Origin of the sequence: Acinetobacter sp. YH12241, from assembly GCF_013417535.1 — a bacterium.
Taxonomy (GTDB): Bacteria; Pseudomonadota; Gammaproteobacteria; order Pseudomonadales; family Moraxellaceae; genus Acinetobacter.
On record NZ_VPDQ01000025.1, the window covers coordinates 13,221 to 35,595 of the forward strand.

A 22,375-nucleotide genomic window follows, 5' to 3' on the forward strand; every position below is an offset into this window, starting at 1 on the left:
AGGGGGGGCGTATGCCTGACAGCGAAACGTATGGGGTGCGAGTTGAGAAAAAATTAGATCAACTGCGCTTGGAAATGGGTGAATTAAACAACAACGTCATTCGCTTAACTGAACGGAATGAATATTACCAGTCACAAGCTGTGGCAAACCGACGGGATATTGATCTGCTTCAGGCGGATATGAACCAGGCTAAAGGAGGGCTCACCTTTGCGAAAGCCCTAGGTGGAACTGCTATTGGGCTACTCATTGCCTTTGGTTCATGGATAGTTCAAGGGAGTACAGCACTTGCTAAAGAAAATGCAGGACTAAATCAAAAATTAGCCATTATCGAATCAAAGCAGATCCGCATGGATACAGACCTGGCAGCAATGCGGAACCAGATTGATCAACAAAAAAACAAACAGTGAAGAGAGATAAGATGAAATTAATTAATGAAAGTGTTTGGAAGTTTGACTCAGTAAAATACGGCGCCTATATGGCGCTTTTTTTATCCTGCGTACATTTAGTTTTGCAGGAAGTGTATAACGCCAATGTCTTGCCTGAACCGTATCAAACGATTGCTTCATTGGGCTTGATGTTCTTGGCGGTGCTGATTGGCCGTAAAAAGGCTCAGCCAAATCTATCGCAATCTTTAGGTTTTGCCACTATCACGGCAGGACATAGCAATTCTGATCCTGGTGCAGTGAATGGCAAAATTAAAGAAGCTGATTTGGTGACTAATTTCAGGAATGCGGTTTCTTTTTATTTACGTGAGGCAGGCATTCAGGTCAAAAATGATGGTACCGGATCACAGAATGATCCGCTTTCATCGGCCATCAAGTTGATCAAAGGATCTAGTGTTGCGGTTGAATTCCATATGAATGCTGCGACTTCGAGACAAGCGAATGGAGTAGAGACAATTGCCTTGCCAAAAGATAAGAAATTGGCACAGGATCTATCTGCAGCTGTAGCAACTGCATTGGGCAGCCGATTACGTGGCGATAATGGCTGGATTGACCAATCTAAGTCAGCACGTGGCCGCTTGGCATACGTGAATGCTGGCGGTTTGATTGTGGAGCTTGGTTTTATTTCGAATGAAGCTGAGCTTGCAGCATACCAGGCACGTTATTGGATTGCAGCAAAAGCTGTGGCCAAAGTGCTGATTGATTATGAAAAGTGCAATTAAGATTTTACTGCTGTGCAACCCTGGGGTTCACAGCTTTTTTAAAACTTTAATATAATGCTTGGCTTGAAAAATTAATCTTTATTGCATTTAGTGTCTTGGCCTAAAGCACGTAGTCTATCTCGCTCCAAACGCTTTTGAAGTAAATTTTGATTGGCTTTTTCCGTTAATAGCTGAGCTTTCATCAAATGAAGAGTAAGCTTAGAATTGTTAGCATCAGATGGCGTGATAGTTGTTTTAAACAGATAGGTGCCATAAGGTGCTTTACCAAAAAAAATGGCAAGATTTTTTTCCCGATCTAAATTTGCATCAACTAATACATATGAATTCGCAGTTTTTACCTGCTCACATCTTAAATACGCTTGCTTTAAATTCGCATAAGCATCTACATATCCCAATGGAACATCTACTGACCCACCTTTGCCAATTGACTTAGAGATTAATTCACTTTCAGAAGTCGGCAAGATCATTTTTACGCAGCCCTGTAATAGGGCTAAGGATGCCAATAATCCGAAAGTAGCTGTTTCTTTAATATACTTTGACACTTTTGAGATTTGCATGCTCAACATCTTCAACAATTCGTTTTTTAATTACAATAGAGTCTGGATCGTTTGATTTAAATCTTGAATCCACTTCATATTCAGCAATAAATACTCTTGGCTTGCTGCCTGGAATACGATCAACACCAATCACATAATCTTTATTTTCTTCCAAGGTTATATTTTTAATTTCAGTGAAATAACTATGGTTACCTATTCCGCTAACAAAAACAATGTCATGTTGACCAACCGGTAGTTTTAATTTTGCTTGCGAGTAATCAAATCGAGTCATTGTAGTAGAAGGGCTGATGATTGAATTCTCAACAAATCTTACGCGTTTTCCATCAAAGGTATAAACGGTATATGGGTACGCACTAAGGGAGCCAGAACCCTGAAAAAATGTATAAGGAATAGTTTTTATCGTTGCATATTTTTGCTCTTGGCTAACAAGTTGATTTGTATATGCCGTCAACTTTTCAGAGGTGGGTGCATTCGATGGAGTATTTAAATAACGCGCTTCTTTAGGAATATACAGTGGTAGCATAGAAACAGATTTTTTATCATCTGCAGTTTCTACAACCTGACATCCAGTTAAAAATCCCAATATCCCTAATAGTAAAAAATTTTTTATATTCATTGCCATATATTCAAATCTGATGATAATTTCGTAAATGCAATATACTCATAAAATATTAATATTCAAATAAATTTACTGTATATTCCATATTTTTTTAAACTAACTGGCTGTAATTTAAGTAAAAGTAGCTTTATTTAAGTTTTTTAACGCTGTGCATCCTACTAGGCTGCACAGCTCATTCGATTACGACGAATGTGAATGAAAGAATATGTATTGGGGTGATTTGAGAGTTAAGCCTTATAGTACCGGCGTAATTTTTCAATTACGGATCTATACTTAATCCTACTACCTTCACATAATGTGTTGTAGCTTTGAATAAACTCAATAGGCATAGGAGTGTTGAGTCCCCTAAACGTGGTATTTATTGCCTTATAATATTCTTCTAAATCATCAATAACACTTTGCAGGTTGGGTAAAAATTCTTGATTGTAATCATCTTCTGGTATTATATGACCCAGTATGCATAAAGATGAAGCCATAATATTTATAATATCCCTTAGTTGTTTTAGATTAATATTCAACTCCTGCTGATAAGAAATTTTATGAGGTGTTGACAAATAATCCACCATGAAGGTGTTAATTCTAAGGAGGTTTAAGTCGCAATCATAAACTGAATCCATAACCTTCATGCAAAGTTGAGCATCTATCCCTTTATTATGCTGATCCTTCCAATCATTAAATAAATAAGCTGCAATAAAAGCAGCCCATAGTGTTGCAACCCCACCAAAGTAACTGCCTAAAATATTTATAGCTTCTTTTGCAGCATTGGGTGACTCAAGACATAGTAATAAAACCCAGAATAAAATGTAAACTATAGCCAATATAAATATTCCACCAATGACACTTAAAGCCAATGGATTGATTCTTTTCAACTTTTCACCCCAATTAAAAACACATAATTACTCTTCAAATTTAAGCCCATCCGGCTTCCGTCCTAAAAATCTACCCATTCTTTATCGTATGCTCTACATAAAAGTAGGTCCATGCTCTCATTGTCTTGTTATCTCCACGCCTTCCCAAAATTCCCCACGTTTATCCCTCAAAAACTTCTCCGCTTCATATTTACTGTAGAACTGCTTAGCTTTCTCAAAATCCTTATCCCAATACCAGCCAGCAGAATACATAGCATCAACGTCTGACACTTCCAAGAAATCATTCTCATCAGTCTGGATTCGGTAGGCCAAATATCTTCCATTCTTCTTTATATAGTGTGGATAGTTGTAGCTCATACTCTTACCTTTTAGTTTTATAACTGAAGATTATAATTTAATAAAAGCTCTCAAGATGAGGCTTAATTCATTGTCATGAATTCCATACATTACATAACAATCAACTTTTGTTCGACCTGTAAAATAAAATATACTTATTGAGCAGATTAGCCGGCTCAGAAGAAATTTTAGGTCGGTTTTTGCGTTTTTGATCCTGTGGATAAGTCGGAGAAAGCACCAAATAAACACCATATCAATTTAAGATACTGATTCTAAAGCGGAGTTAATAAACAATGATTTTAGTGACGGGTGGTTTAGGCTTTTTAGGCTCACATATTGCTTTAAGTCTGATGGCACAAGGACTAGAGGTCATTGTGGTCGATAATCTGGCCAATGCCAGTCTACAGACCTTAGAACGCCTTGAATTTATTTCCGGCCGCTATGTGCCTTTTGTCAAAATTGATATCCGTAACACTCCAGCATTAAATAAAGTTTTTGAACAGAATTCAGTACAGGCTGTCATTCATACTGCCAGCTTTAAATCATTAGAAGAATCAGTTTTAAAACCACTTGAATATTATAATGATAATGTCAGCTGTATCATGAGCTTGATGCGTGCCATGCAGCGTACTGGAGTACGCAATCTGGTGCATTTGTCTTCATTGGCTGTATATGGCCATTCCGGAACGGATTTAAAAGAAGATCAGGCTTTCAATTACACTTATCCAAATCCTTATATTAAATCACAGCAGATGGTGGAAGAAATCATCCGGGATACTGCCAAGACGGATAATGAATGGCGTATTGCGATGTTACGTCTTTCCAATGTCGCGGGTGCTTTTGAAAATGGCATTTTAGGTGAATGGGTGCCACCTTTACCAAAGAATATTGTGCCTCTGGCCATGCAGGTGGGTGCGAAGCAGCGTGAATATCTGGAATTGCGCCGTCAGGCCAAGACCGAAGACTATACAGTAGAACGTAGTTTTCTACATGTGATGGATGTCTGTGATGCGGTATTCAAGTCGCTACATTGGCTGTCTCAACAGCAACAATGGACTTGCGAAGCCTTTAATATCGCTGGAGAGCTGATCTCAATGCAGACTTTGCTGGATCAGGTTGCAGAAGTCACCCAATCCGCTGTTCCTACAGTAGATGCTTTGCCATATCCGCATGCTGAAATGGATCAACTGGGTGCTAATACGGATAAAGCCCAACAGTTGTTACATTGGCAGCCACGCTATACCTTACGGAAAATGTTAGAGGATGAATGGCTGTTCTATCAGAATACGTTAAGAGGGCAGTGATTAAGAATCCTATAAGTTAATTATTGATAATAATTATCATTTGCAAAATTAATCAAACTCATTAAGATGAATAGAGTACAGCATTGAAGCTGCTGTCTAAATGAGTAAAACATGGAATAACAATTGAGGTTGAGCATGCAAACACGTATTGAACATGACACGATGGGAGAAGTCGCTGTACCGAGTGAAGCACTTTGGGGCGCACAAACTCAGCGTAGTCTACAGAACTTCAAGATTGGCAATGAGCATTTGCCACGCGCCATGATTCGTGCCATGGGCTTGGTCAAGAAAGCAGCTGCGATCACCAATGCCGAGTTAAACCAGATTCCTCATGAGTTATCGACCTATATCATCGGTGCTGCGGATGAAGTGATCAGCGGTCAATGGGATAGCCAGTTCCCGCTAGTGGTATGGCAAACCGGTTCGGGCACGCAAAGTAACATGAACTGTAATGAAGTGATTGCCAATATTGCTAACCAGAAACTGGGCAATCCTTTAGGCGCACAAAAGCCTGTGCATCCAAATGATCATGTCAACCGCGCTCAATCGACCAATGACTCTTTTCCGACCGCGATTCATGTGGCAGCCAGCTTACAGATTAATGAACTGTTAATACCGGCAGTGACACGTTTACGTGATACCTTGCATGCCAAATCTCAGGAATTTGCTGAGATTGTAAAAATTGGTCGTACCCATCTTCAGGATGCCACACCTTTAACTTTAGGTCAGGAATTCAGTGGATATGTCTCTCAACTGGATCATGCCTTGGTTCGTCTGTATCAGGCTTTGCAAGGGTTATATGAATTGCCACTAGGTGGAACCGCCGTCGGTACAGGCTTGAATGCCCATCCAGACTATGCTGTTAAGGCCGCGGATACTCTAGCGGAATTAACAGGTTTGCCTTTTGTCACTGCTCCTAACAAGTTTGAAGCTTTGGCCGGCCGTGATGCAGCAGTATTTGCTTCAGGTGCTTTAAAGACTTTAGCGGTTAGCCTGAATAAAATCGCCAACGATATTCGCTGGCTGGCGAGCGGACCACGTTGTGGTTTTGGTGAATTACGTATTCCTGAAAATGAACCGGGTTCAAGTATTATGCCGGGTAAGGTGAATCCAACCCAAAGTGAAGCCATGACCATGGTTGTTGCTCAAGTTCTAGGAAATGACACGACAATTAATGTGGCCGGTGCATCAGGGAATTTTGAGCTGAATGTCTTTATGCCAGTAATTGCTTATAACCTGTTGCAGTCTATCCAACTGCTTGGCGATGCATGTAACAGCTTTAACGATAACTGTGCAGTCGGAATCGAACCTAATCGTGACAAGATTGAACACTTCCTGCATGATTCATTAATGCTGGTTACTGCATTGAATCCAGTCATTGGTTATGAGAATGCAGCTAAAGTGGCCAAGACTGCCTATAAAGAAGGTAAAACCTTAAAACAGGTCGCAGTAGAACTTGGATTGGTGACTGCAGAACAGTTTGATCAGGTGGTTCGTCCTGAAAATATGGTGGCTCCAAACGTAAAATAAGTCTTTTCTAATATGGTTAAGTAATAAAGCCCTCTAAATGAGGGCTTTATAATATCTAAGGATTATTCATACAAATTTTAATAAAATACAAGCACATGTTTTTGCTGGAAAATTCTCATTCAATTGAGCTTGTTTTTTAAATGCTATGAACCATCTATCGTTCAGGTTTTGACAGATATGCAATGAAGGATTACTAATAGAAATTCCCTGATAACTAGAAAAATGAGGTAAGGGTGATGACTGACTTTGATGATGATTTTGATTTGGACGAATCCTATCCAGATGAGGATTTATATCCAGATTATACAAAAAAGAAGTGTAGCAGCTGTAGCGGTACCGGCTATAACGTTGTGGAAGCCAAACAGTGTGTCAAATGTATGGGAACCGGAAAAACTGGTGAGATAGATTAACTCAACTCATAATTGTTTATTAAGCCTGCTCTGTGAGTGGGCTTTTTTATTCTCCTCATCAGGAGTTCTTAATTTTATAGATCCATGAGCAAATAAAAGAAAGAATTTAAAATTACGGGTCAAACCGTATTAGAAAGATATTTAGCGATAACTATTGAAGTTTTTTAGTGCTAAAGCTTATCCTCATGACTTCTCATACCGAATTAACATTGAATAAGCGTATATAGCTGCTAAAATGCAGTTCGTTTTTACTGCTGTTTTGTCGTTTATTCCGCATGAGTTTCTATAGCATATGAATAAACGTCCATAAAGTGGCAGGTTGTTTAAGGAAAATTTAATGCTTGATATTTATTTAACAGATGTTCAAAAAAAGATTCAATTCAAGGATTATCCAGGTGAGCATCCTGTTAAATTTATTCTGAATTTTAAAAAGATTTTTCCAAGTGTAATGGAACTTCTTTTACCTGTTCTCCCGGAAAATGAAAATCTTGATGAAATGACCTGGGAATCAACCACTCAGGACTTTGAGACATTTCAGATGTTATTAACAGGGTGGGGCATTATTGAATTGCGTTTAAATGCGATCACCCAGTATAAAGATAAGACATTTGCAGATCAGTTGGTGAAAGAGGCGCAGCAAAAACGCAGAGAATATCAGAAGAAACATCTTAAGCTTTCTAGTGTGGATCTGGATTATCTATTTATGCATGATGTGCATGGCTTGATTGATGCTGAACTGGTAGAACTAGGTGAAAAATTCTATTTACCAACCTTACGTGATCTTTGGAAAAATAAAGTCTCTGCTCAAGTGCTTAATGCTAAATTCTAAGAAAATTTAAGCTGATTCATTCAATTTCATCCTCCAAATTGGGGGATGATTTTTTATAGCGATTTCTAAGGATTGACATTTCCCTTATGACAATAAATAGCCTAAGCAAATTTCTATATTTATCATCAAAACAACTTTCTGCTACATCATTGAACATGGTGACTTATTTTAAAACAGAAATTGGCTCAGAAAAGGGCATTTATTTTATCGTTTGATAAAAAATAAATTAAAAAAATATTCTTTATCAAAAGAATATATAAAGATATTACTTTAATAATATAGCTATTCCAGTCATATTTTTTTAAGCTATCAGTACTTGTGAGTAAATGAATCACAGAATTCTTATTCATTAGAATTCCTTCATAAAAATAAGTGAAGGTTCCAGTTTTCCCGAAGATATATCCAAGGATTTAACCGAATGTCGAATCAGTTTTTAGATTTAATTACAAAACGCCGTACTATTTATGCCATTGGTAAAAATGTAGAACAGTCTCCTGAATATTTAACTGATTTGATTCAAAATGCGATTAAGCAAAGTCCGTCATCTTTTAACTCGCAATCATCTCGCGCCGTTATTTTATTCAATAGCGAACATGAAAAATTCTGGGGCTTTGTCGCTGATAAATTAAAAAGCTATGCCAAAGATGAAGAAAGTGCTGCAAAAACGACTGCAAAAATGGCAACCTTTGCTGCTGGTACGGGTACAGTTTTATTTTTTGAAGATCAAAATGTAGTAAAAGGCTTGCAAGAGCAATTCCCATCTTATGCCGAGAATTTCCCAATCTGGGCAGAACATTCAACTGCTATTGCTCAGTTCTCTACCTGGACTGCCTTGCATACTGAAGGCCTGGGTGCATCTTTACAACACTATAATCCGATTGTAGATGAGCAGGTTCATGCAGAGTGGGATATTCCAGAAAACTGGAAACTTCGTGCTCAACTGGTATTTGGTTCAGTTGAAGGCGAAGCGCGTGCGAAAGATTATCTGGAAGATGATCAACGCTTCAAAGTTTTCCAATAAGCTTAATTTCCGATCTGTCTTTAATCATTTTTAAGGACAGATCTCAAGGTTGTTTATAAAAATACGCATTAGATTTTTTAAAACTAGGCTAAACTAAAGCGGTATTTGAAGAATTTAATGAGTCAAACCGAATGTCGAAAAACACGCAGAAATTATCACCATTACAGGAACTGATTGCAGAGCAGAAATTGCTGTGTGAAGAGGTCGGTTCTGCTTATGTAGAAGTAAGTGGTGATGATGTCGTTGCAGTGGCTGTACATACCCTGAAGCAGGATCCAATTGTCGGAATCCGTAGAAAGCCTGAGACAGAAGAAAATATTAGCTGGTATATTTATGGTGGTGAACTGGCTTCAAATGAAGATGCTTTTGAAACCATGACTGTGCGTGAGTTACAGGATATCGCCCCTGAAGTTTTACCTTATCTGGCTTTAGAGCAGGGCTACCGCTTCATGATTGATGCAGATGATTATGAAGATGTCTGGAAAGAAGAAAACTAAAAGAAGACCTTCGAAATGATCAAATCCTCATCTTTAATATGTACTTTCTTTATTTGCATGCAATTGAACAATATGGCTTTTGCCGAAAAGCTTTCACAAGCGGATTATGATCAGTTTATTGCTATGCAAACAAAAATAGTCAATGAAACCAAACATATTTTAGATGATCCAGATCAGAATGCTGATGCACAAAGTCAACGTCAGGCATTCTGCCAGCGTTTAACGGCTTATGAAGAGATTCAAAAAGTTTCTGAAGAAAATCATGAACTCAATATGGCGTCCACAATGGCGATGATTGCTAAAAGCTTTCTGGATCGACAAGCACAGAGCATGAATAATTCAGGTATGACCACCGCAGTATTTTGTAAGAGTAGGGAAGTGTAATTAAGCTATAAAAGCAAGAGCATCGTCTTGAGTTTTAATAGCCACCATCATCATTTAAAAATGCATCCTTCTGTTCCGGAGTGGAAACTTTGACAGTTGGAATAAAGGAACTCGCTGCTGTTAATCGAGCTATATTGAAATCCTTAGTTCCTACTTGAGGAATAATAGGTATTTGACTTGTTCGAACAATTTCACCATAAACTATCGTGATCAATTCTGCTGGAGTTAAACCCGCTTCTGCTATTACACATTCTGCTGATTCAACAACATCTTGTTCCACTAAGAATTCAATGCTTTTTTTAACTAAATTGTTCATAAGATAGCCTTAGAATACATTTTATACACTACTTTAAACTATCAGATATGAAGCATATAGAAGCTAATGAAATTAAATATTCATATCTTATTTAGGAATGTTGATCTTGATAAAGGTATAGACGGATAAAAAAGGGTAGGGCCAAAAAATTAGCCCCTTTTTTCGACTTTCAGCTTGTTTATAAAATGCATAAATACTCTGATACGTAGCATATGGATTTCAGTGCTTTTTAAATTATTCATTAAATAAACTTTATAAAAATCTATTTATATACAAATTTTACCGGGTAAATATCAGCTACTTTTGAAATTTATTAAGAAATATTAAATATTTATATGTCTCTTTTTTACTCAAACGAAGGGCGGTAAAATCATTGCACGCTAAAATAGCCTAAGCAATTTTCTACTTTATATTTATTCTCGCAAAATCCATATCCCATAACTAAAACTTAATACCAAATAAACCTCTAAAACTCGTATATTTCCTAAAAATTTTAAAATATTTTTTTTATTAATGATCTAGTGTGACACTCAATTATGAGCAGATATTGCAATTTAGCCTAAGCATATTTTATTTCCATAAAAATAGCCTAAGCAAAATTTTAAATTATGTCATTGGCAATTGATTAACTTCCAATATAACTCCACTATTAACACCTAACATAGGAAATCACGGAATTCTCAAATGATCCTGAATTATCAAATACAAACCCATGAAACATCAACTTTAGCCCCAATGGTATTTATTCACGGTTTATTTGGTAGTTTAAGTAATTTAGGTATGTTAGCCCGACATTTTTCAGAGCAGGCAACTACGATTCAAATTGATGTCAGAAATCATGGTTTATCTGGCCATTCTGATGAAGTGAATTATCAAATCATGGCCGAAGATATTTTAGAAACTTTAGCCAGTTTAAATATTAAAAAATTTATTGCAGTCGGGCATTCAATGGGCGGAAAAATTGCCATGAAGCTGGCAGACCTGGCGTCTGATCTGATTGAAAAACTGGTTGTATTAGATATCACGCCAATTCAATATCAAGAAAATCATCATTCTGAAATATTTAAAGCCTTGTTTGCAGTCCAACAGGCGCAAGTCGCTTCACGAAATGAAGCAGCAAAAATTATGCGTGAATATATTCAAGAGGAAATGGTCATCCAGTTTCTTTTAAAATCATTTAATAAAGGGCAGTGGTTGTTTAATGTGCAAGCACTGTTTGATCATTATGAAGATATTACTGCTTGGAATAAGATAGAAAAAAATGAACTTCCAGCGTTATTCTTAAGAGGTGGAAATTCATCATATATCTCTAAATCTGAACATTTTGAAGCCATCAATCAGCAGTTTATTCATGCACAGATTGCAGTGATTGAAAATGCAGGGCACTGGCTACATGGTGAAAAGACGGCGGAAGTTTTGCAGCATATGCAAAATTTTATTGATGAAAAATAAATTATATTGATGAGCAGATGTATTTTCTGCTCATTTTATTTATGCATCATTAGTAAGCATTTTAATATTTTGATTTAAAAGGCTGCACTTTTTTGAGGTTTTTATAGGCTAATTAATTGATTTTCAGCCTCAGATTTTATTTTCTATTTTAGAGCAACATGTATTTATTGGTGCAAAATTTAATCTCTATTTTTATTTTAAATAGATAATCATAATGAAATTCAGTGGGTTAAAATTATAAATTAAAAGTGGCACAGTATTTGAATAGCTTCTCTCAAATTTTCTAAAAAAGCCTAACTAAGGTTGGAGAGAAGTACATGAAAGTCGAACAAAAAAAGTTTTCTAAAAATTTAATTGTTGCTGCAATGTTGGGAATACTGACTTTAACAGGTTGTTCAAAGTCGCCTGAAGATAAAACGGCCGCTACCTCTGAGCCGAAAGCAGCTGCAACTAGTGGGGAAACGATTAAAGTTGGTATTTTGCATTCTTTATCTGGCACGATGGCCATTTCTGAAACTTCATTAAAAGACACAGCGTTGATGGCGATCAATGAAATCAATGCCAATGGGGGTGTCTTAGGTAAAAAGCTTGAACCGGTTATCGTTGATCCAGCATCTGATTGGCCACTATTTGCTGAAAAAGCACGTCAGCTCATCACTCAGGATAAAGTTGCGGTCATCTTTGGTTGCTGGACTTCAGTATCACGTAAATCAGTATTGCCAGTGGTTGAAGAGTTAAACGGCTTATTGTTCTATCCAGTCCAATACGAAGGTCAGGAACAGTCTAAAAATATTTTCTATACCGGTGCTGCGCCTAACCAGCAAGCGATTCCTGCTGTTGAATATCTGATGAGTGAAGAAGGCGGTAAAGCAGAACGCTTTGTATTACTAGGTACAGACTATGTTTATCCGCGTACCACCAACAAAATTCTTCGTGCTTTCCTGAAATCTAAAGGCGTTGCTGATGCTGACATCATGGAAGAGTACACACCATTTGGTCATAGTAATTATCAAACCATTGTCGGTAACGTGAAAAAATTTGCTGCAGGTAAAAAGACTGCGGTGATCTCAACCATCAACGGCGATTCAAACGTACCGTTCTATCGTGAATTGGGTAACCAGGGCATTAAAGCTTCTGATATTCCAGTTATGGCATTCTCTGTAGGTGAAGAAGAGCTTCGTGGTATTGATACCAAGCCGTTGGTCGGCCATTTAGCGGCATGGAACTACTTCATGTCCGTGAAAAATCCGAAAAATACCGAATTCAGCGGCAAGATGAAACAGTATGCTGTGGAATACAAATTGCCTAATGCAGACAAGTTTGTGACCAATGATCCGATGGAAGCGACTTATGTGGGTATCAATATGTGGAAACAGGCGGTAGAAAAAGCCGGTTCTACTGAGGTGGATAAAGTTCGTGAAGCAATGGCAGGTCAGACTTTTGATGCACCATCTGGCTATCAGTTACAAATGGATGCTAATAACCATCATTTACATAAGCCGGTGATGATTGGTCAGATTCGTGGTGATGGTCAGTTTGATGTGGTTTATAAGACACCGAAAACCATCGCTGCTGAGCCATGGAGCCCATACATTCCTAAATAATTTCCTCCAAAGCCTGCTGCTCCGGCAGTAGGCCTTTCTGGTTTTTCATCTCCCGGACGGGACAACGTTAAATATATAAATAGGGAGGGCACTCATGTCCACTCGCCTAAATCTCGCGGCCATTTTTTTAATTTTGAGTCAGTGTTTGTGTCTCAATATGGTGCATGCGGAAACTCAATCTAGCGAAACAACCGTATCGCAATCATCTCAACAGTCACTTGATGCTATTCAGCAGTTTGTTCGTGGGGACTTTGCCACTCGTCGTGCTTTATTAAACCAGTGGCCTGCCAGTGTTGAACAACTTGATCAGCTGGCAGAGTTTGTTGAAAAAGATCAGCTTTATACTGACAGTTCAGGCAATACTTATATTCTGGAAGCAGAAGACAAACTGGTTAGCTATCCTGACGGAAAAACCGTGGAAACCTGGCCATCTGATTTATCGCAAATTACGCTGGTAAATACCTTAAATAAAGCACTGACCTTTGGTTTAGCAAAAAAGAAATTAAATTCAGAAGAAGCCTCTCAGCGACTTGAGGCGATTGATATTCTGGAAAATAACTTGTCCGAACTTGATGCTAAAGCCATCAATCAGATGTATTTAAATGAAAAAAACAATACGGTTAAATCACGTTTTGCCCAGTTAAAAGCACGTCTGGATTATCAATCTGAAAATGTCCTGACCAAAATAGAAGCGGCAAAAGTTTTAAAAGATTCCAACAGACCAGACGTTCTTGCACTGGTTCAAAATGAACTGGCTCAGCCAAATCTGCATCCTGATTTAAAAGCAGCGCTGGTCGATGCCAGAAGTAGTATCAAAACCCGAATTCAGGCCAGTGAATGGGCTGGACATGTATTTTCCGGTTTAAGTACTGCCAGTATTTTATTGCTTGCGGCTTTAGGATTAGCCATTACATATGGCTTGCTTGGTGTCATTAATATGGCACATGGCGAGCTGATCATGATCGGGGCGTATACCACTTATGTAGTGCAAAGTTTCTTTAAATCGCATTTTAGTGGTTTGGTAGATTGGTATCTGATCGCAGCGATTCCTGCGGCATTTATTGTCAGTGCAGCGATTGGCATGCTGATCGAACGTACCGTGATTCGTCCTTTATATGGCCGTCAACTGGAAACCTTATTGGCAACCTTTGGGGTGAGCCTAATCCTGATGCAAGTGGTGCGGATGATCTTTGGGGCACAAAATGTCGAAGTTTCTAACATTTCATGGCTTTCAGGCGGGATCTCGATTACTCCAAGCCTGATGCTGCCTTATAACCGTATTGCAATTATTGTCTTTACTGTAGCTGTCTTGCTGCTACTTGTTTATCTACTGAATAAAACCCGTTTTGGTTTATTTGTCCGTGCCGTAACGCAAAACCGTCAAATGGCTCGTGCTGTCGGTATCCGATCCAGCCGGATTGACATGATGGCATTTGGTCTGGGTTCAGGTCTTGCCGGTCTTGCCGGCTGTGCCTTGGCTCAAGTGGGTAATGTTGGGCCAGATTTGGGCCAGAACTACATTATCGATGCTTTCCTTGTGGTTGTTGTCGGTGGTGTTGGTCAGGTATGGGGTGCAGTTCTTGCCGCTTTGGGACTGGGTGTCAGTGGTACCGTACTGGAAATTGGTATGGGTGCAGTATTGGCAAAAATTATTCTCTTGGTTCTTGTGATTTTGTTTATTCAGAAACGTCCACAAGGTTTGTTTGCCATTAAAGGACGCTTTGTGGAGTAAGCCTATGAAAATCACATCATTACTTTCAGATAAACCTTATAGCGCACTCGCAATTGCGATCTGTTTTGTTATTTTACTGGCCTTGCCATGGTTACATTTATTGCCAGCGGATTCGAGCCTGCATCTGTCTGCTTATTGGGTCACTTTGATCGGCAAGATCATGTGCCTGGCGTTGGTGGCTTTAGCACTTGATCTGGTCTGGGGCTATGCCGGTATTTTAAGTTTAGGTCATGGCCTGTACTTTGCCTTGGGTGGTTATGCCTTTGGGATGTATCTAATGCGTCAATCAGCAGGTGATGGTTTGCCTGACTTTATGCGTTTTCTGAGCTGGACTGAATTACCCTGGTTTTGGGTGGGGACTAATCATTTCTGGTGGGCCATGATACTTGTGGTCTTGGTACCAGGACTAATTGCCTTTATTTTCGGCTTCTTTGCTTTCCGCTCAAAAATCAAAGGCGTTTACTTCTCGATTATTACTCAGGCGATGACTTTTGCGGCAGCACTTTTATTCTTCCGCAATGAAACAGGCTTTGGCGGGAATAACGGTTTTACCGGTTTCAAAACCATTTTAGGCATGGACATCACATCAGCACCAATGCGTGCCAGCCTATGTTTTATCACGGCTCTGGTGTTATTGCTGTGCTTTGTTGGTCTACGCCATTTAATGAATAAACCTTATGGTCGTGTGCTTGGCGCGATTCGTGATAGTGAAAACCGTCTGCAATATTTAGGTTACCGCATCTTATGGTACAAGCTTTCAGCCTGGGTATTATCTGCTGTGATTGCAGGTATCGCTGGTGCACTGTATGTACCACAAGCCGGGATTATTAATCCGAGCGAAATGAATCCGGTGAACTCGATTGAAATGGCAGTCTGGGTAGCGGCTGGCGGTCGCGGTACCTTGATCGGTCCGATCCTGGGTGCAGGCTTAATTAATGCAGTTAAAACTTACTTTACTGTGGCCTATCCAGAAGCCTGGTTATTAATTCTGGGGGCATTATTTATTGTGGTCACCATCTTCCTGCCTAAAGGCGTGATTGGATTATTTGACCGTTTTAAAAAGGAGCGTAGCGAATGAGTGAAATTTTACAACCTCATGGCGGCCATGCTTCTGAAGGCTATGGCCGACCAAAAGAGCAAGGGCCAGATTTTAGCCATGGGATCGCACTTTATCTGGAAAAAGTCAGTGTCTGGTTTGATGCTTTCCGTGCCTTAAATGATTTATCGCTGTATATCGAAGAAGGTGAATTGCGCTGCATCATTGGGCCAAACGGCGCGGGTAAAACCACGTTGATGGATGTCATTACCGGGAAAACCCGTCCTACTGAAGGTTCTGCATTTTTTGGCCAAACCTATAATCTGGCGAAAATGAGTACTGAAGAAATTGCAGAAGCTGGCATCGGGCGTAAATTCCAGAAACCAACGGTGTTTGAAAATTTCACCGTGATGGAAAATTTGCTCTTGGCTGCACCTAAAGATAAACGTGTTAAAAAAAGCTTTTTCAGCAAGCTCGATCCGGATGCACAAAATGCGCTGGATGAATCCTTACAGCAAATCCGCTTGCAGGAGTTTATTCACAAACCTGCAGGACTTTTATCTCACGGTCAGAAACAATGGCTTGAGATCGGCATGTTACTCATGCAACGTCCAAAACTCATTTTACTGGATGAGCCAGTGGCAGGGATGACCGATGCCGAAACCGAACGGACTGCTGAACTGTGTCTGGAACTGAAAAAGAATCATACGCTGGTGGTCATCGAACACGATATGAGCTTCATCGATACCATTAGTGAAAAAGTAACGGTGCTGGCACAAGGGGCGATTCTGGCTGAGGGCACATTGGCAGAAGTACAGGCCAATGAAGAGGTCATTGAAAAGTATCTTGGACGTTAAGGGGCTGACTGATGCTAGAAGTTAAAGATGTAAATCAGTTTTATGGCGGTAGTCACATTTTACGTGATGTGTCTTTCAATGCGCCTGTCGGTGAGTGCTCAGTGGTTTTGGGTCGTAACGGTGTTGGTAAAACGACATTACTGAAATGTCTGATGGGGATATTGCCCATCAAATCAGGTCAGATCCTTTTAGATGGCAAAGATATTGCCAAACTGAGTCCTGAACAGCGAGTACGGGCAGGTTTGGCTTATGTGCCACAAGGACGAGATATCTTTTCAACCCTAACAGTAGAAGAAAATATTTTGATTGGCATGGCGAAATTTAAAGGAGCCAAAACCCGTAAAGTTCCGGAACATCTTTATGAGATTTTTCCGGTATTAGAAGAAATGAAGTATCGACGCGGCGGTGACTTATCCGGTGGCCAGCAACAACAACTGGCGATTGCTCGCGCATTGGCATCTGAACCGCGTGTGCTCATTTTGGATGAACCGACTGAGGGGATTCAGCCATCTATCATTAAAGATATTGGTCGGGTAATTCGTAAGCTGGCTGATGGCGGTGAAATGGCAATTGTTCTGGTGGAACAGTTCTATGACTTTGCTGAAGAACTGGCAGATGGTTATACCGTCATGGCACGTGGGCAAGTGATTGCTCAAGGTATTGGAAGCGAAATGCCGGAAAAAGGTATTCGGGATCTGGTAGCAATTTAGTCATACTGCTTTTAAAGCCTCCCTTTTACAAAGGGAGGTTTGGAGGGATTTATAAATATAATTAAATCTCTGTATTCTCACTCCATAAAAAATACATGCCATATTGTCCAGTTCGGAATTCTCCACCTGCAGATTTACCTTCATCTGTTAAAAAATGCTTTCCATTTTCATTGAGTGTTAGATAACCTTTGGCAATCAATTTCTCAAAAGTGTCTGCTGTTTTTAAGCCTAGTTTTGCTGCAAGCTTCGCTGTGGTCAGCTTCGTGAACGCTGTATTTTCTTCTGATTTATTCTCTTCAGTTGGGATGGTCTCTGCTTTTACCTCATCTAAAGTAATACGGACTTCATCACTAATTCGAATAATCCGTTGTGCTTCTTCATAAGCTTCTTTAAATACATCATTATCTTCGTACTTGCGGATTAGAATCCCCATTTCATTGTTATTCACTTGGCTAAATTCATAGAGATTCAAGCTTGAAATGATGCACTCTGATTCATTCAAATAGCATTTTGCATGTAGATTTTTACAAAAACTTAGACGCACATAATCCAGTTTTTGCATCCATTTAATTTCATCAGGATGCAGATCACTTTTACCGTAAACAATACGGATATCAATTTTTAGCCGATCTTTGTCTTCCAATAGCTCTTTAATACGATCATTGAGACGCAAATATGGACTAATTAAAATTAAACGCTCTTTGGCATTTTTAATAAGTTCTTCTAGAAAGAAATTTGTTCCGCTTGTGTTTAAAAATTTTGCCATTTATTTCTCATATTCTTATTTAATCATTGTAGAGATATTAGCTTAAATTTTTGAATCAAGAAAATAATTTAACTTACGTATTAGCTCAACAAAAAAATTTGAGATTTTATCTTTCATTCAATTTTAGAATCTTTAAAAAACCAAGTTGGCACGATAACTGCTTTATTTTGATGCAAATTTTAAATGCTAAAAATTATTTGGTTTCAATTTGGAACAAATACAGGATTTATCAGCATCAGTAGGGTAGTTATGAAAATTTATACGCAACGTTTGGAAAACATTGCACCAGAAAGTGATTTTGAGTCTCTTGAACTCACATTCGATACACGACAAAAGAGCCGTTTTCGTGCAACTTTAAAAAATGGTGTTGATATTGGTGCAGATTTACCACGTACAGGAATTTTGCGTAGTGGTTCTTTTATAGCAACTGAACAGGGCGACATTCTTCGGGTCGATGCGAAGCCTGAAAAATTGATTCAGGTGACTACGGACAATAGCTTTGACTTATTAAAAGCAGCCTATCATCTGGGGAATCGTCATGTTCCTCTAATGCTCACACCTACTGCATTGTACTTTGAACCAGATCATGTACTGGCTGAAATGGTACAAGGTTTAGGCCTTGAAGTTCAGGAAGTCATGCACCCATTTGAACCTGAAAGTGGGGCTTATGCACAGCATCAGCATGACCACCGTTTAAGCCCAATCAAGGCGTTACATCATGTCCATCACTAATGCGTCTCAGCTGCTCAGCTTGCTGACTCTATCTTCAACGGCGTTGCCGATTGGAGCGTACTGTTATTCACAAGGGGTGGAAAGCGCTATCGAAAAAGGCATGGTGCATGATGAAGCCTCTTGTGTGAGCTATTTCCAAGAAGTATTGGAAATGCTGCTGGTGCGTTTTGAGCTTCCAGTACTCAAGCGTCTGGTAGAGACTTTTGATGATGCAGAACAGTTTCAGTATTGGGCAGAACTCTATCGGGCCAGCCGAGAATCCAAAGAATTACTGGCTGAATCTCAGCAGTTGGCATTTTCCTTGAATGCATGGATTAGGGATGTTTTAAAACAGCCGCCGAGCGTAAAAAAGCAATTAGGGTTTGTGCCGGTGTACGCACATTTATGTGGTGAGCTGGGTTTAGATCTTGCCGATGTATTAACTGCTTATAGCTTTACGGTTTTGGAAAATCAGGTGCTGGCAGCAGTAAAAACCATTCCACTCGGGCAAATGAGCGGGCAGCGGATTATTTGGCAATTACATCAGGAAATTCCTGAAGCTGTACAGGCTGCATTAGCTTTGAACGATTATGAAATCAGCAGCGCATTACCGCAATATGCCATGTTGAGCATGTCGCATGAAACCCAGTATTCACGCTTATTTCGGTCGTAATCTTCAGACCAGAGCAGCAGTAAAAAGATTGAAAAGCATCATTAAAACTGGTGCCAAGAAATTGTAAAAAAGGAAATCAACATGTCAGAACGTAGCCCATTACGCGTTGGAATTGGTGGTCCGGTTGGATCAGGTAAAACGGCTTTAACCCTGAATTTATGTCTTGCACTGCGTGAAAAATACAATATGGCAGTGGTGACCAATGACATCTACACTAAAGAAGACTCGAACTTTTTAACCCGTCATGAAGCGATGTCACCAGACCGCATTGTCGGTGTAGAAACAGGTGGTTGTCCACATACTGCGATTCGTGAAGATGCGTCCATTAACCTGGCTGCGATTGATGATTTGTGTGAAAAGTTTGATGGACTAGAGCTGATCATTATTGAAAGTGGTGGCGATAACCTTGCGGCAACCTTTAGTCCCGAATTGTCCGATCTAACTCTCTATGTGATCGATGTTGCCGGTGGCGAGAAGATTCCACGTAAAGGTGGTCCTGGAATTACCAAGTCGGATTTGCTGATTATCAATAAAACAGATTTGGCGCCAATGGTCGGTGCCAGCCTGGAGGTGATGGATCAGGACGCGAAGCGGATGCGTGGCGATAAACCATTTTTATTTTCTAATATGAAAACACAAGATGGCTTGAACGAGATTATCAGCTTTATCGAAAAACAAGGTTTATTTAAGTCTTAAGGGGAAATTCATCATGCGTCTATTCAAACAGTTACTGGTCGCAGGTATTGCTGCTTTACCTATGTTGGCAATGGCTCACGCGGGACATGACCATCACAATGGATTCTGGTCTGGCTTTGTCCATCCTTTTACCGGTTTAGATCACCTGATGATGGCAATTGCTTTTGGTGTATTGATGTGGACTGCAAATCAACGCTGGAAAATTTCGGGTCTCATCGGTCTGGCAGTAGCGATGGTTGCAGGCTTTGTGCTCGGTAGCAAGGGTCTGCTTTCAACTTCACTGGCTGAGTCAGGCATCATCGCTTCACTGGTCATTTTAGCTGTTGCGCTGTGGACTAAATCGAATAAGGTTTTGCCTGTCGCTGCAATCTTATTGGCCAGCTTCCACGGCGTGGCGCATGGAAGTGAATTGGGACAAGGCGGACATGTATCTCTATTAATCGTTGGCATGGTTTCAGCAATGGCTTTGATTTATGGCGCAGGCTTGGCTCTGGGTGCATTCGTAAAAAAATATGTGCCTTATGGCAAGCAGATCGTTGGTGGTCTAGCTGCAGTTGTTGCTGTCATTGGCCTGGCTTAATGCCTGGAAAATCATTTTCAGATGAAATTGAGTTGATTTGTTGATGCATGAACTGGCAGAAAAAAGCACACAGCAGAACTTATGGTATGCACGTCTGGAAATGGGATTTCAGGCGCAGCAACAGACTACGCGAACCATTTTGCAGCACCGCAAGCATCATGGTCCGGTACGCATCCAGAAAATGTTATGGCCTGAATCTAACGGAATCTGTCATGCCATTATCGTGCATCCGCCAGCAGGGATTGCCAGTGGGGATCATCTCACTTTTGATATGCAGGTAGATGCCAATGCTCATGCCTTGGTGACCACACCAGGCGCAGGTAAATGGTATAGAACCAATGGCAAGCAGGCTTTTCAGCATATTCACATCCGTTTAAATGACAATGCGATTTTTGAATGGCTACCTCAAGAAACCATGCTATTTGATGGGGCTAATGCCAGTTCCGAAACAATCGTCCATTTAGATGCGGCAGCCAGTTTTATCGGTTGGGATATGCTGGTGATCGGCCGTCAGGCACGAGATGAACAGTTTGCACAGGGGGCTTATCAAAACCGTTTTCAGCTTTGGCGTAAAGACAAATTGCTGGTTGCAGATACCTTGAATTTTAAAGGCAATGACCGCTGGCTCAGTTCGTGTCTAGGCATGAATGGACATGCGGTGATGGGCAGCTTCTGGGCTGTACCGCCTGAAAAATACCGTGCGAGTTTTTATCTGGAACAGCATCTCGATTTGATTCGTGAGCTCATTATGCGGATGGATGTTCCGATTACCTTGACCTTGCTTGGCGATGTAGTTAGCGCACGTTTTCTGGGAGATGATGTTCGTCAATGCCATGATGGCTTTGCCGCGATTCGCGCTCGTTTAAGACGATATTGGTTCGATCTGGATGAAGCATTTCCGAGAATTTGGCGGACGTAATCCTTTAATTCTCTCTCATTATAGGAGAGGGTTAGGGAGAGGTGATTAAACATTTATTAAAACCCTCCCTCTAACTCCCTCCCAAAGGGAGAGAGAACACCAAATATCGAATCTTGCACATATTTTGCTTAGAAATACATATATATCAATGAGGAACCAGTTATGGAACTCAACCCTACAGAAAAAGATAAACTGCTGATTTTTACTGCGGGTCTGGTGGCAGAGCGTCGTAAAGCCCGAGGTTTAAAGTTGAACTATCCGGAAGCCATTGCCTATATTTCTGCGGCACTGCTTGAAGGTGCGCGTGATGGCATGACGGTCAGTGAATTAATGCATTATGGTACGACCTTATTGACACGTGATGATGTCATGGAAGGCATTCCGGAAATGATTGCAGAAGTGCAGGTTGAAGCAACCTTTCCAGATGGATCAAAGCTAGTCACTGTCCATCAACCGATCGTATAGGAGCAGTACATGATTCCAGGAGAAATTTTTACGCCTGAGAGCGATATTGAAATGAATGTCGGTCGGGAAGTTTTGAAGGTAACTGTTGCTAATATTGGTGATCGACCGATTCAGGTCGGATCACACTTTCACTTTGCTGAAGCCAATGATGCCTTGCAATTTGATCGTGAGCTGGCCAAAGGCTTTCGCTTAAATATTGCTGCTGGTACGGCGATTCGTTTTGAGCCAGGGCAAAAACGTGATGTGGAATTGGTTGCACTAGCAGGTAAACGTGAGGTTTACGGTTTCGCCGGGCGAATCATGGGCAAGCTCGATTCATAAAAATTGCAGCAGAATT

At 40.1% G+C, this 22,375-nt stretch carries 28 protein-coding genes; 22 read left to right on the forward strand and 6 right to left on the reverse strand.

What is annotated here, in order from left to right; all coding sequences use genetic code 11:
• Nucleotides 1-11: 11 nt before the first annotated feature.
• Together FTV18_RS12310 and FTV18_RS12315 are read left to right on the forward strand one after the other, a co-directional pair.
• On the forward strand, nucleotides 12-407 hold the full coding sequence (locus FTV18_RS12310; protein WP_034171137.1) for a hypothetical protein: 396 nt from the start codon (nucleotides 12-14) through the stop codon (nucleotides 405-407).
• Between the two features lie 11 nt (nucleotides 408-418).
• A complete protein-coding gene (locus FTV18_RS12315) occupies nucleotides 419-1,165 on the forward strand; it encodes an N-acetylmuramoyl-L-alanine amidase (protein ID WP_180018278.1) in 747 nt (248 codons plus the stop codon).
• A 71-nt stretch (nucleotides 1,166-1,236) separates the two neighbouring features.
• Here the strand turns inward: FTV18_RS12315 and FTV18_RS12320 are convergent, their stop codons facing one another.
• From FTV18_RS12320 to FTV18_RS12335, 4 genes are all read right to left on the reverse strand, one after another.
• Entirely contained in the window at nucleotides 1,237-1,722 is a 486-nt protein-coding gene (locus FTV18_RS12320) for a hypothetical protein (RefSeq protein WP_180018276.1), read from the reverse strand.
• Complete coding sequence (locus FTV18_RS12325; RefSeq protein WP_180003502.1) at nucleotides 1,691-2,344, reverse strand: hypothetical protein; 654 nt, start codon at nucleotides 2,342-2,344, stop codon at nucleotides 1,691-1,693. Before FTV18_RS12325 ends, FTV18_RS12320 begins: the two co-directional genes overlap by 32 nt.
• A gap of 224 nt (nucleotides 2,345-2,568) precedes the next feature.
• A complete protein-coding gene (locus tag FTV18_RS12330; protein WP_180003500.1) occupies nucleotides 2,569-3,210 on the reverse strand; it encodes a hypothetical protein in 642 nt (213 codons plus the stop codon).
• A 117-nt stretch (nucleotides 3,211-3,327) separates the two neighbouring features.
• The gene (locus FTV18_RS12335) at nucleotides 3,328-3,567 is read right to left on the reverse strand and encodes a hypothetical protein (RefSeq protein ID WP_180018274.1); all 240 of its coding nucleotides are present in this window, start codon (nucleotides 3,565-3,567) and stop codon (nucleotides 3,328-3,330) included.
• Between the two features lie 272 nt (nucleotides 3,568-3,839).
• Here FTV18_RS12335 and FTV18_RS12340 point away from each other — a divergent pair, with 272 nt between their 5' ends.
• From FTV18_RS12340 to FTV18_RS12370, 7 genes are all read left to right on the forward strand, one after another.
• A complete protein-coding gene (locus FTV18_RS12340; RefSeq protein ID WP_034706304.1) occupies nucleotides 3,840-4,850 on the forward strand; it encodes an NAD-dependent epimerase/dehydratase family protein in 1,011 nt (336 codons plus the stop codon).
• 135 nt (nucleotides 4,851-4,985) lie between these two features.
• Complete coding sequence (fumC, locus tag FTV18_RS12345) at nucleotides 4,986-6,380, forward strand: class II fumarate hydratase (RefSeq protein ID WP_180018272.1); 1,395 nt, start codon at nucleotides 4,986-4,988, stop codon at nucleotides 6,378-6,380.
• Between the two features lie 236 nt (nucleotides 6,381-6,616).
• The gene (locus FTV18_RS12350; protein WP_171431285.1) at nucleotides 6,617-6,790 is read left to right on the forward strand and encodes a hypothetical protein; all 174 of its coding nucleotides are present in this window, start codon (nucleotides 6,617-6,619) and stop codon (nucleotides 6,788-6,790) included.
• A 337-nt stretch (nucleotides 6,791-7,127) separates the two neighbouring features.
• Entirely contained in the window at nucleotides 7,128-7,619 is a 492-nt protein-coding gene (locus FTV18_RS12355; protein ID WP_034707227.1) for a hypothetical protein, read from the forward strand.
• 418 nt (nucleotides 7,620-8,037) lie between these two features.
• Nucleotides 8,038-8,640, forward strand: coding sequence for a nitroreductase family protein (locus FTV18_RS12360; RefSeq protein ID WP_180018270.1), 603 nt, complete (start codon nucleotides 8,038-8,040; stop codon nucleotides 8,638-8,640).
• 131 nt (nucleotides 8,641-8,771) lie between these two features.
• Nucleotides 8,772-9,137, forward strand: coding sequence for a hypothetical protein (locus FTV18_RS12365; protein WP_034706678.1), 366 nt, complete (start codon nucleotides 8,772-8,774; stop codon nucleotides 9,135-9,137).
• Nucleotides 9,138-9,152: 15 nt separating this feature from the next.
• The gene (locus tag FTV18_RS12370; RefSeq protein ID WP_166135483.1) at nucleotides 9,153-9,521 is read left to right on the forward strand and encodes a hypothetical protein; all 369 of its coding nucleotides are present in this window, start codon (nucleotides 9,153-9,155) and stop codon (nucleotides 9,519-9,521) included.
• Between the two features lie 34 nt (nucleotides 9,522-9,555).
• Here the strand turns inward: FTV18_RS12370 and FTV18_RS12375 are convergent, their stop codons facing one another.
• Nucleotides 9,556-9,837: a damage-inducible protein J gene (locus FTV18_RS12375; RefSeq protein ID WP_159123011.1), complete on the reverse strand. Its 282-nt coding sequence runs from the start codon at nucleotides 9,835-9,837 to the stop codon at nucleotides 9,556-9,558.
• Between the two features lie 684 nt (nucleotides 9,838-10,521).
• Between FTV18_RS12375 and FTV18_RS12380 the strand changes: the two genes are divergently transcribed.
• The 6 genes from FTV18_RS12380 to urtE all read left to right on the forward strand — a co-directional run bounded on the left by FTV18_RS12380 (nucleotide 10,522) and on the right by urtE (nucleotide 17,228).
• The gene (locus tag FTV18_RS12380) at nucleotides 10,522-11,289 is read left to right on the forward strand and encodes an alpha/beta fold hydrolase (RefSeq protein ID WP_179992531.1); all 768 of its coding nucleotides are present in this window, start codon (nucleotides 10,522-10,524) and stop codon (nucleotides 11,287-11,289) included.
• A 317-nt stretch (nucleotides 11,290-11,606) separates the two neighbouring features.
• Nucleotides 11,607-12,893, forward strand: coding sequence for an urea ABC transporter substrate-binding protein (urtA, locus tag FTV18_RS12385; protein ID WP_159123013.1), 1,287 nt, complete (start codon nucleotides 11,607-11,609; stop codon nucleotides 12,891-12,893).
• Between the two features lie 94 nt (nucleotides 12,894-12,987).
• Entirely contained in the window at nucleotides 12,988-14,625 is a 1,638-nt protein-coding gene (gene urtB / locus FTV18_RS12390) for an urea ABC transporter permease subunit UrtB (protein ID WP_005235555.1), read from the forward strand.
• Nucleotides 14,626-14,629: 4 nt separating this feature from the next.
• Nucleotides 14,630-15,703, forward strand: coding sequence for an urea ABC transporter permease subunit UrtC (gene urtC / locus FTV18_RS12395; RefSeq protein ID WP_180018268.1), 1,074 nt, complete (start codon nucleotides 14,630-14,632; stop codon nucleotides 15,701-15,703).
• A complete protein-coding gene (gene urtD / locus FTV18_RS12400) occupies nucleotides 15,700-16,518 on the forward strand; it encodes an urea ABC transporter ATP-binding protein UrtD (protein ID WP_005235559.1) in 819 nt (272 codons plus the stop codon). Before urtC ends, urtD begins: the two co-directional genes overlap by 4 nt.
• 11 nt (nucleotides 16,519-16,529) lie before the next feature.
• On the forward strand, nucleotides 16,530-17,228 hold the full coding sequence (gene urtE, locus FTV18_RS12405; RefSeq protein WP_034705325.1) for an urea ABC transporter ATP-binding subunit UrtE: 699 nt from the start codon (nucleotides 16,530-16,532) through the stop codon (nucleotides 17,226-17,228).
• A gap of 61 nt (nucleotides 17,229-17,289) precedes the next feature.
• Here the strand turns inward: urtE and FTV18_RS12410 are convergent, their stop codons facing one another.
• Nucleotides 17,290-17,994 carry a phospholipase D family protein gene (locus tag FTV18_RS12410; protein WP_004785869.1) on the reverse strand — a complete coding sequence of 235 codons (705 nt, stop codon included), beginning with the start codon at nucleotides 17,992-17,994 and terminating at the stop codon, nucleotides 17,290-17,292.
• 249 nt (nucleotides 17,995-18,243) lie between these two features.
• On the opposite strand from FTV18_RS12410, the gene ureE reads away from it, so the two are divergent.
• From ureE to FTV18_RS12445, 7 genes are all read left to right on the forward strand, one after another.
• On the forward strand, nucleotides 18,244-18,726 hold the full coding sequence (gene ureE, locus FTV18_RS12415) for an urease accessory protein UreE (RefSeq protein ID WP_180018266.1): 483 nt from the start codon (nucleotides 18,244-18,246) through the stop codon (nucleotides 18,724-18,726).
• Complete coding sequence (locus FTV18_RS12420) at nucleotides 18,713-19,378, forward strand: urease accessory protein UreF (RefSeq protein ID WP_179992536.1); 666 nt, start codon at nucleotides 18,713-18,715, stop codon at nucleotides 19,376-19,378. Before ureE ends, FTV18_RS12420 begins: the two co-directional genes overlap by 14 nt.
• 81 nt (nucleotides 19,379-19,459) lie before the next feature.
• Complete coding sequence (gene ureG, locus FTV18_RS12425; protein ID WP_004785864.1) at nucleotides 19,460-20,074, forward strand: urease accessory protein UreG; 615 nt, start codon at nucleotides 19,460-19,462, stop codon at nucleotides 20,072-20,074.
• A gap of 13 nt (nucleotides 20,075-20,087) precedes the next feature.
• Entirely contained in the window at nucleotides 20,088-20,654 is a 567-nt protein-coding gene (locus FTV18_RS12430) for a HupE/UreJ family protein (RefSeq protein ID WP_180018264.1), read from the forward strand.
• 43 nt (nucleotides 20,655-20,697) lie between these two features.
• Complete coding sequence (locus FTV18_RS12435; RefSeq protein ID WP_218945567.1) at nucleotides 20,698-21,573, forward strand: urease accessory protein UreD; 876 nt, start codon at nucleotides 20,698-20,700, stop codon at nucleotides 21,571-21,573.
• A gap of 162 nt (nucleotides 21,574-21,735) precedes the next feature.
• A complete protein-coding gene (gene ureA, locus FTV18_RS12440; RefSeq protein WP_004785859.1) occupies nucleotides 21,736-22,038 on the forward strand; it encodes an urease subunit gamma in 303 nt (100 codons plus the stop codon).
• Nucleotides 22,039-22,047: 9 nt separating this feature from the next.
• Nucleotides 22,048-22,359: an urease subunit beta gene (locus FTV18_RS12445; RefSeq protein ID WP_005235571.1), complete on the forward strand. Its 312-nt coding sequence runs from the start codon at nucleotides 22,048-22,050 to the stop codon at nucleotides 22,357-22,359.
• Nucleotides 22,360-22,375 lie beyond the last annotated feature (16 nt).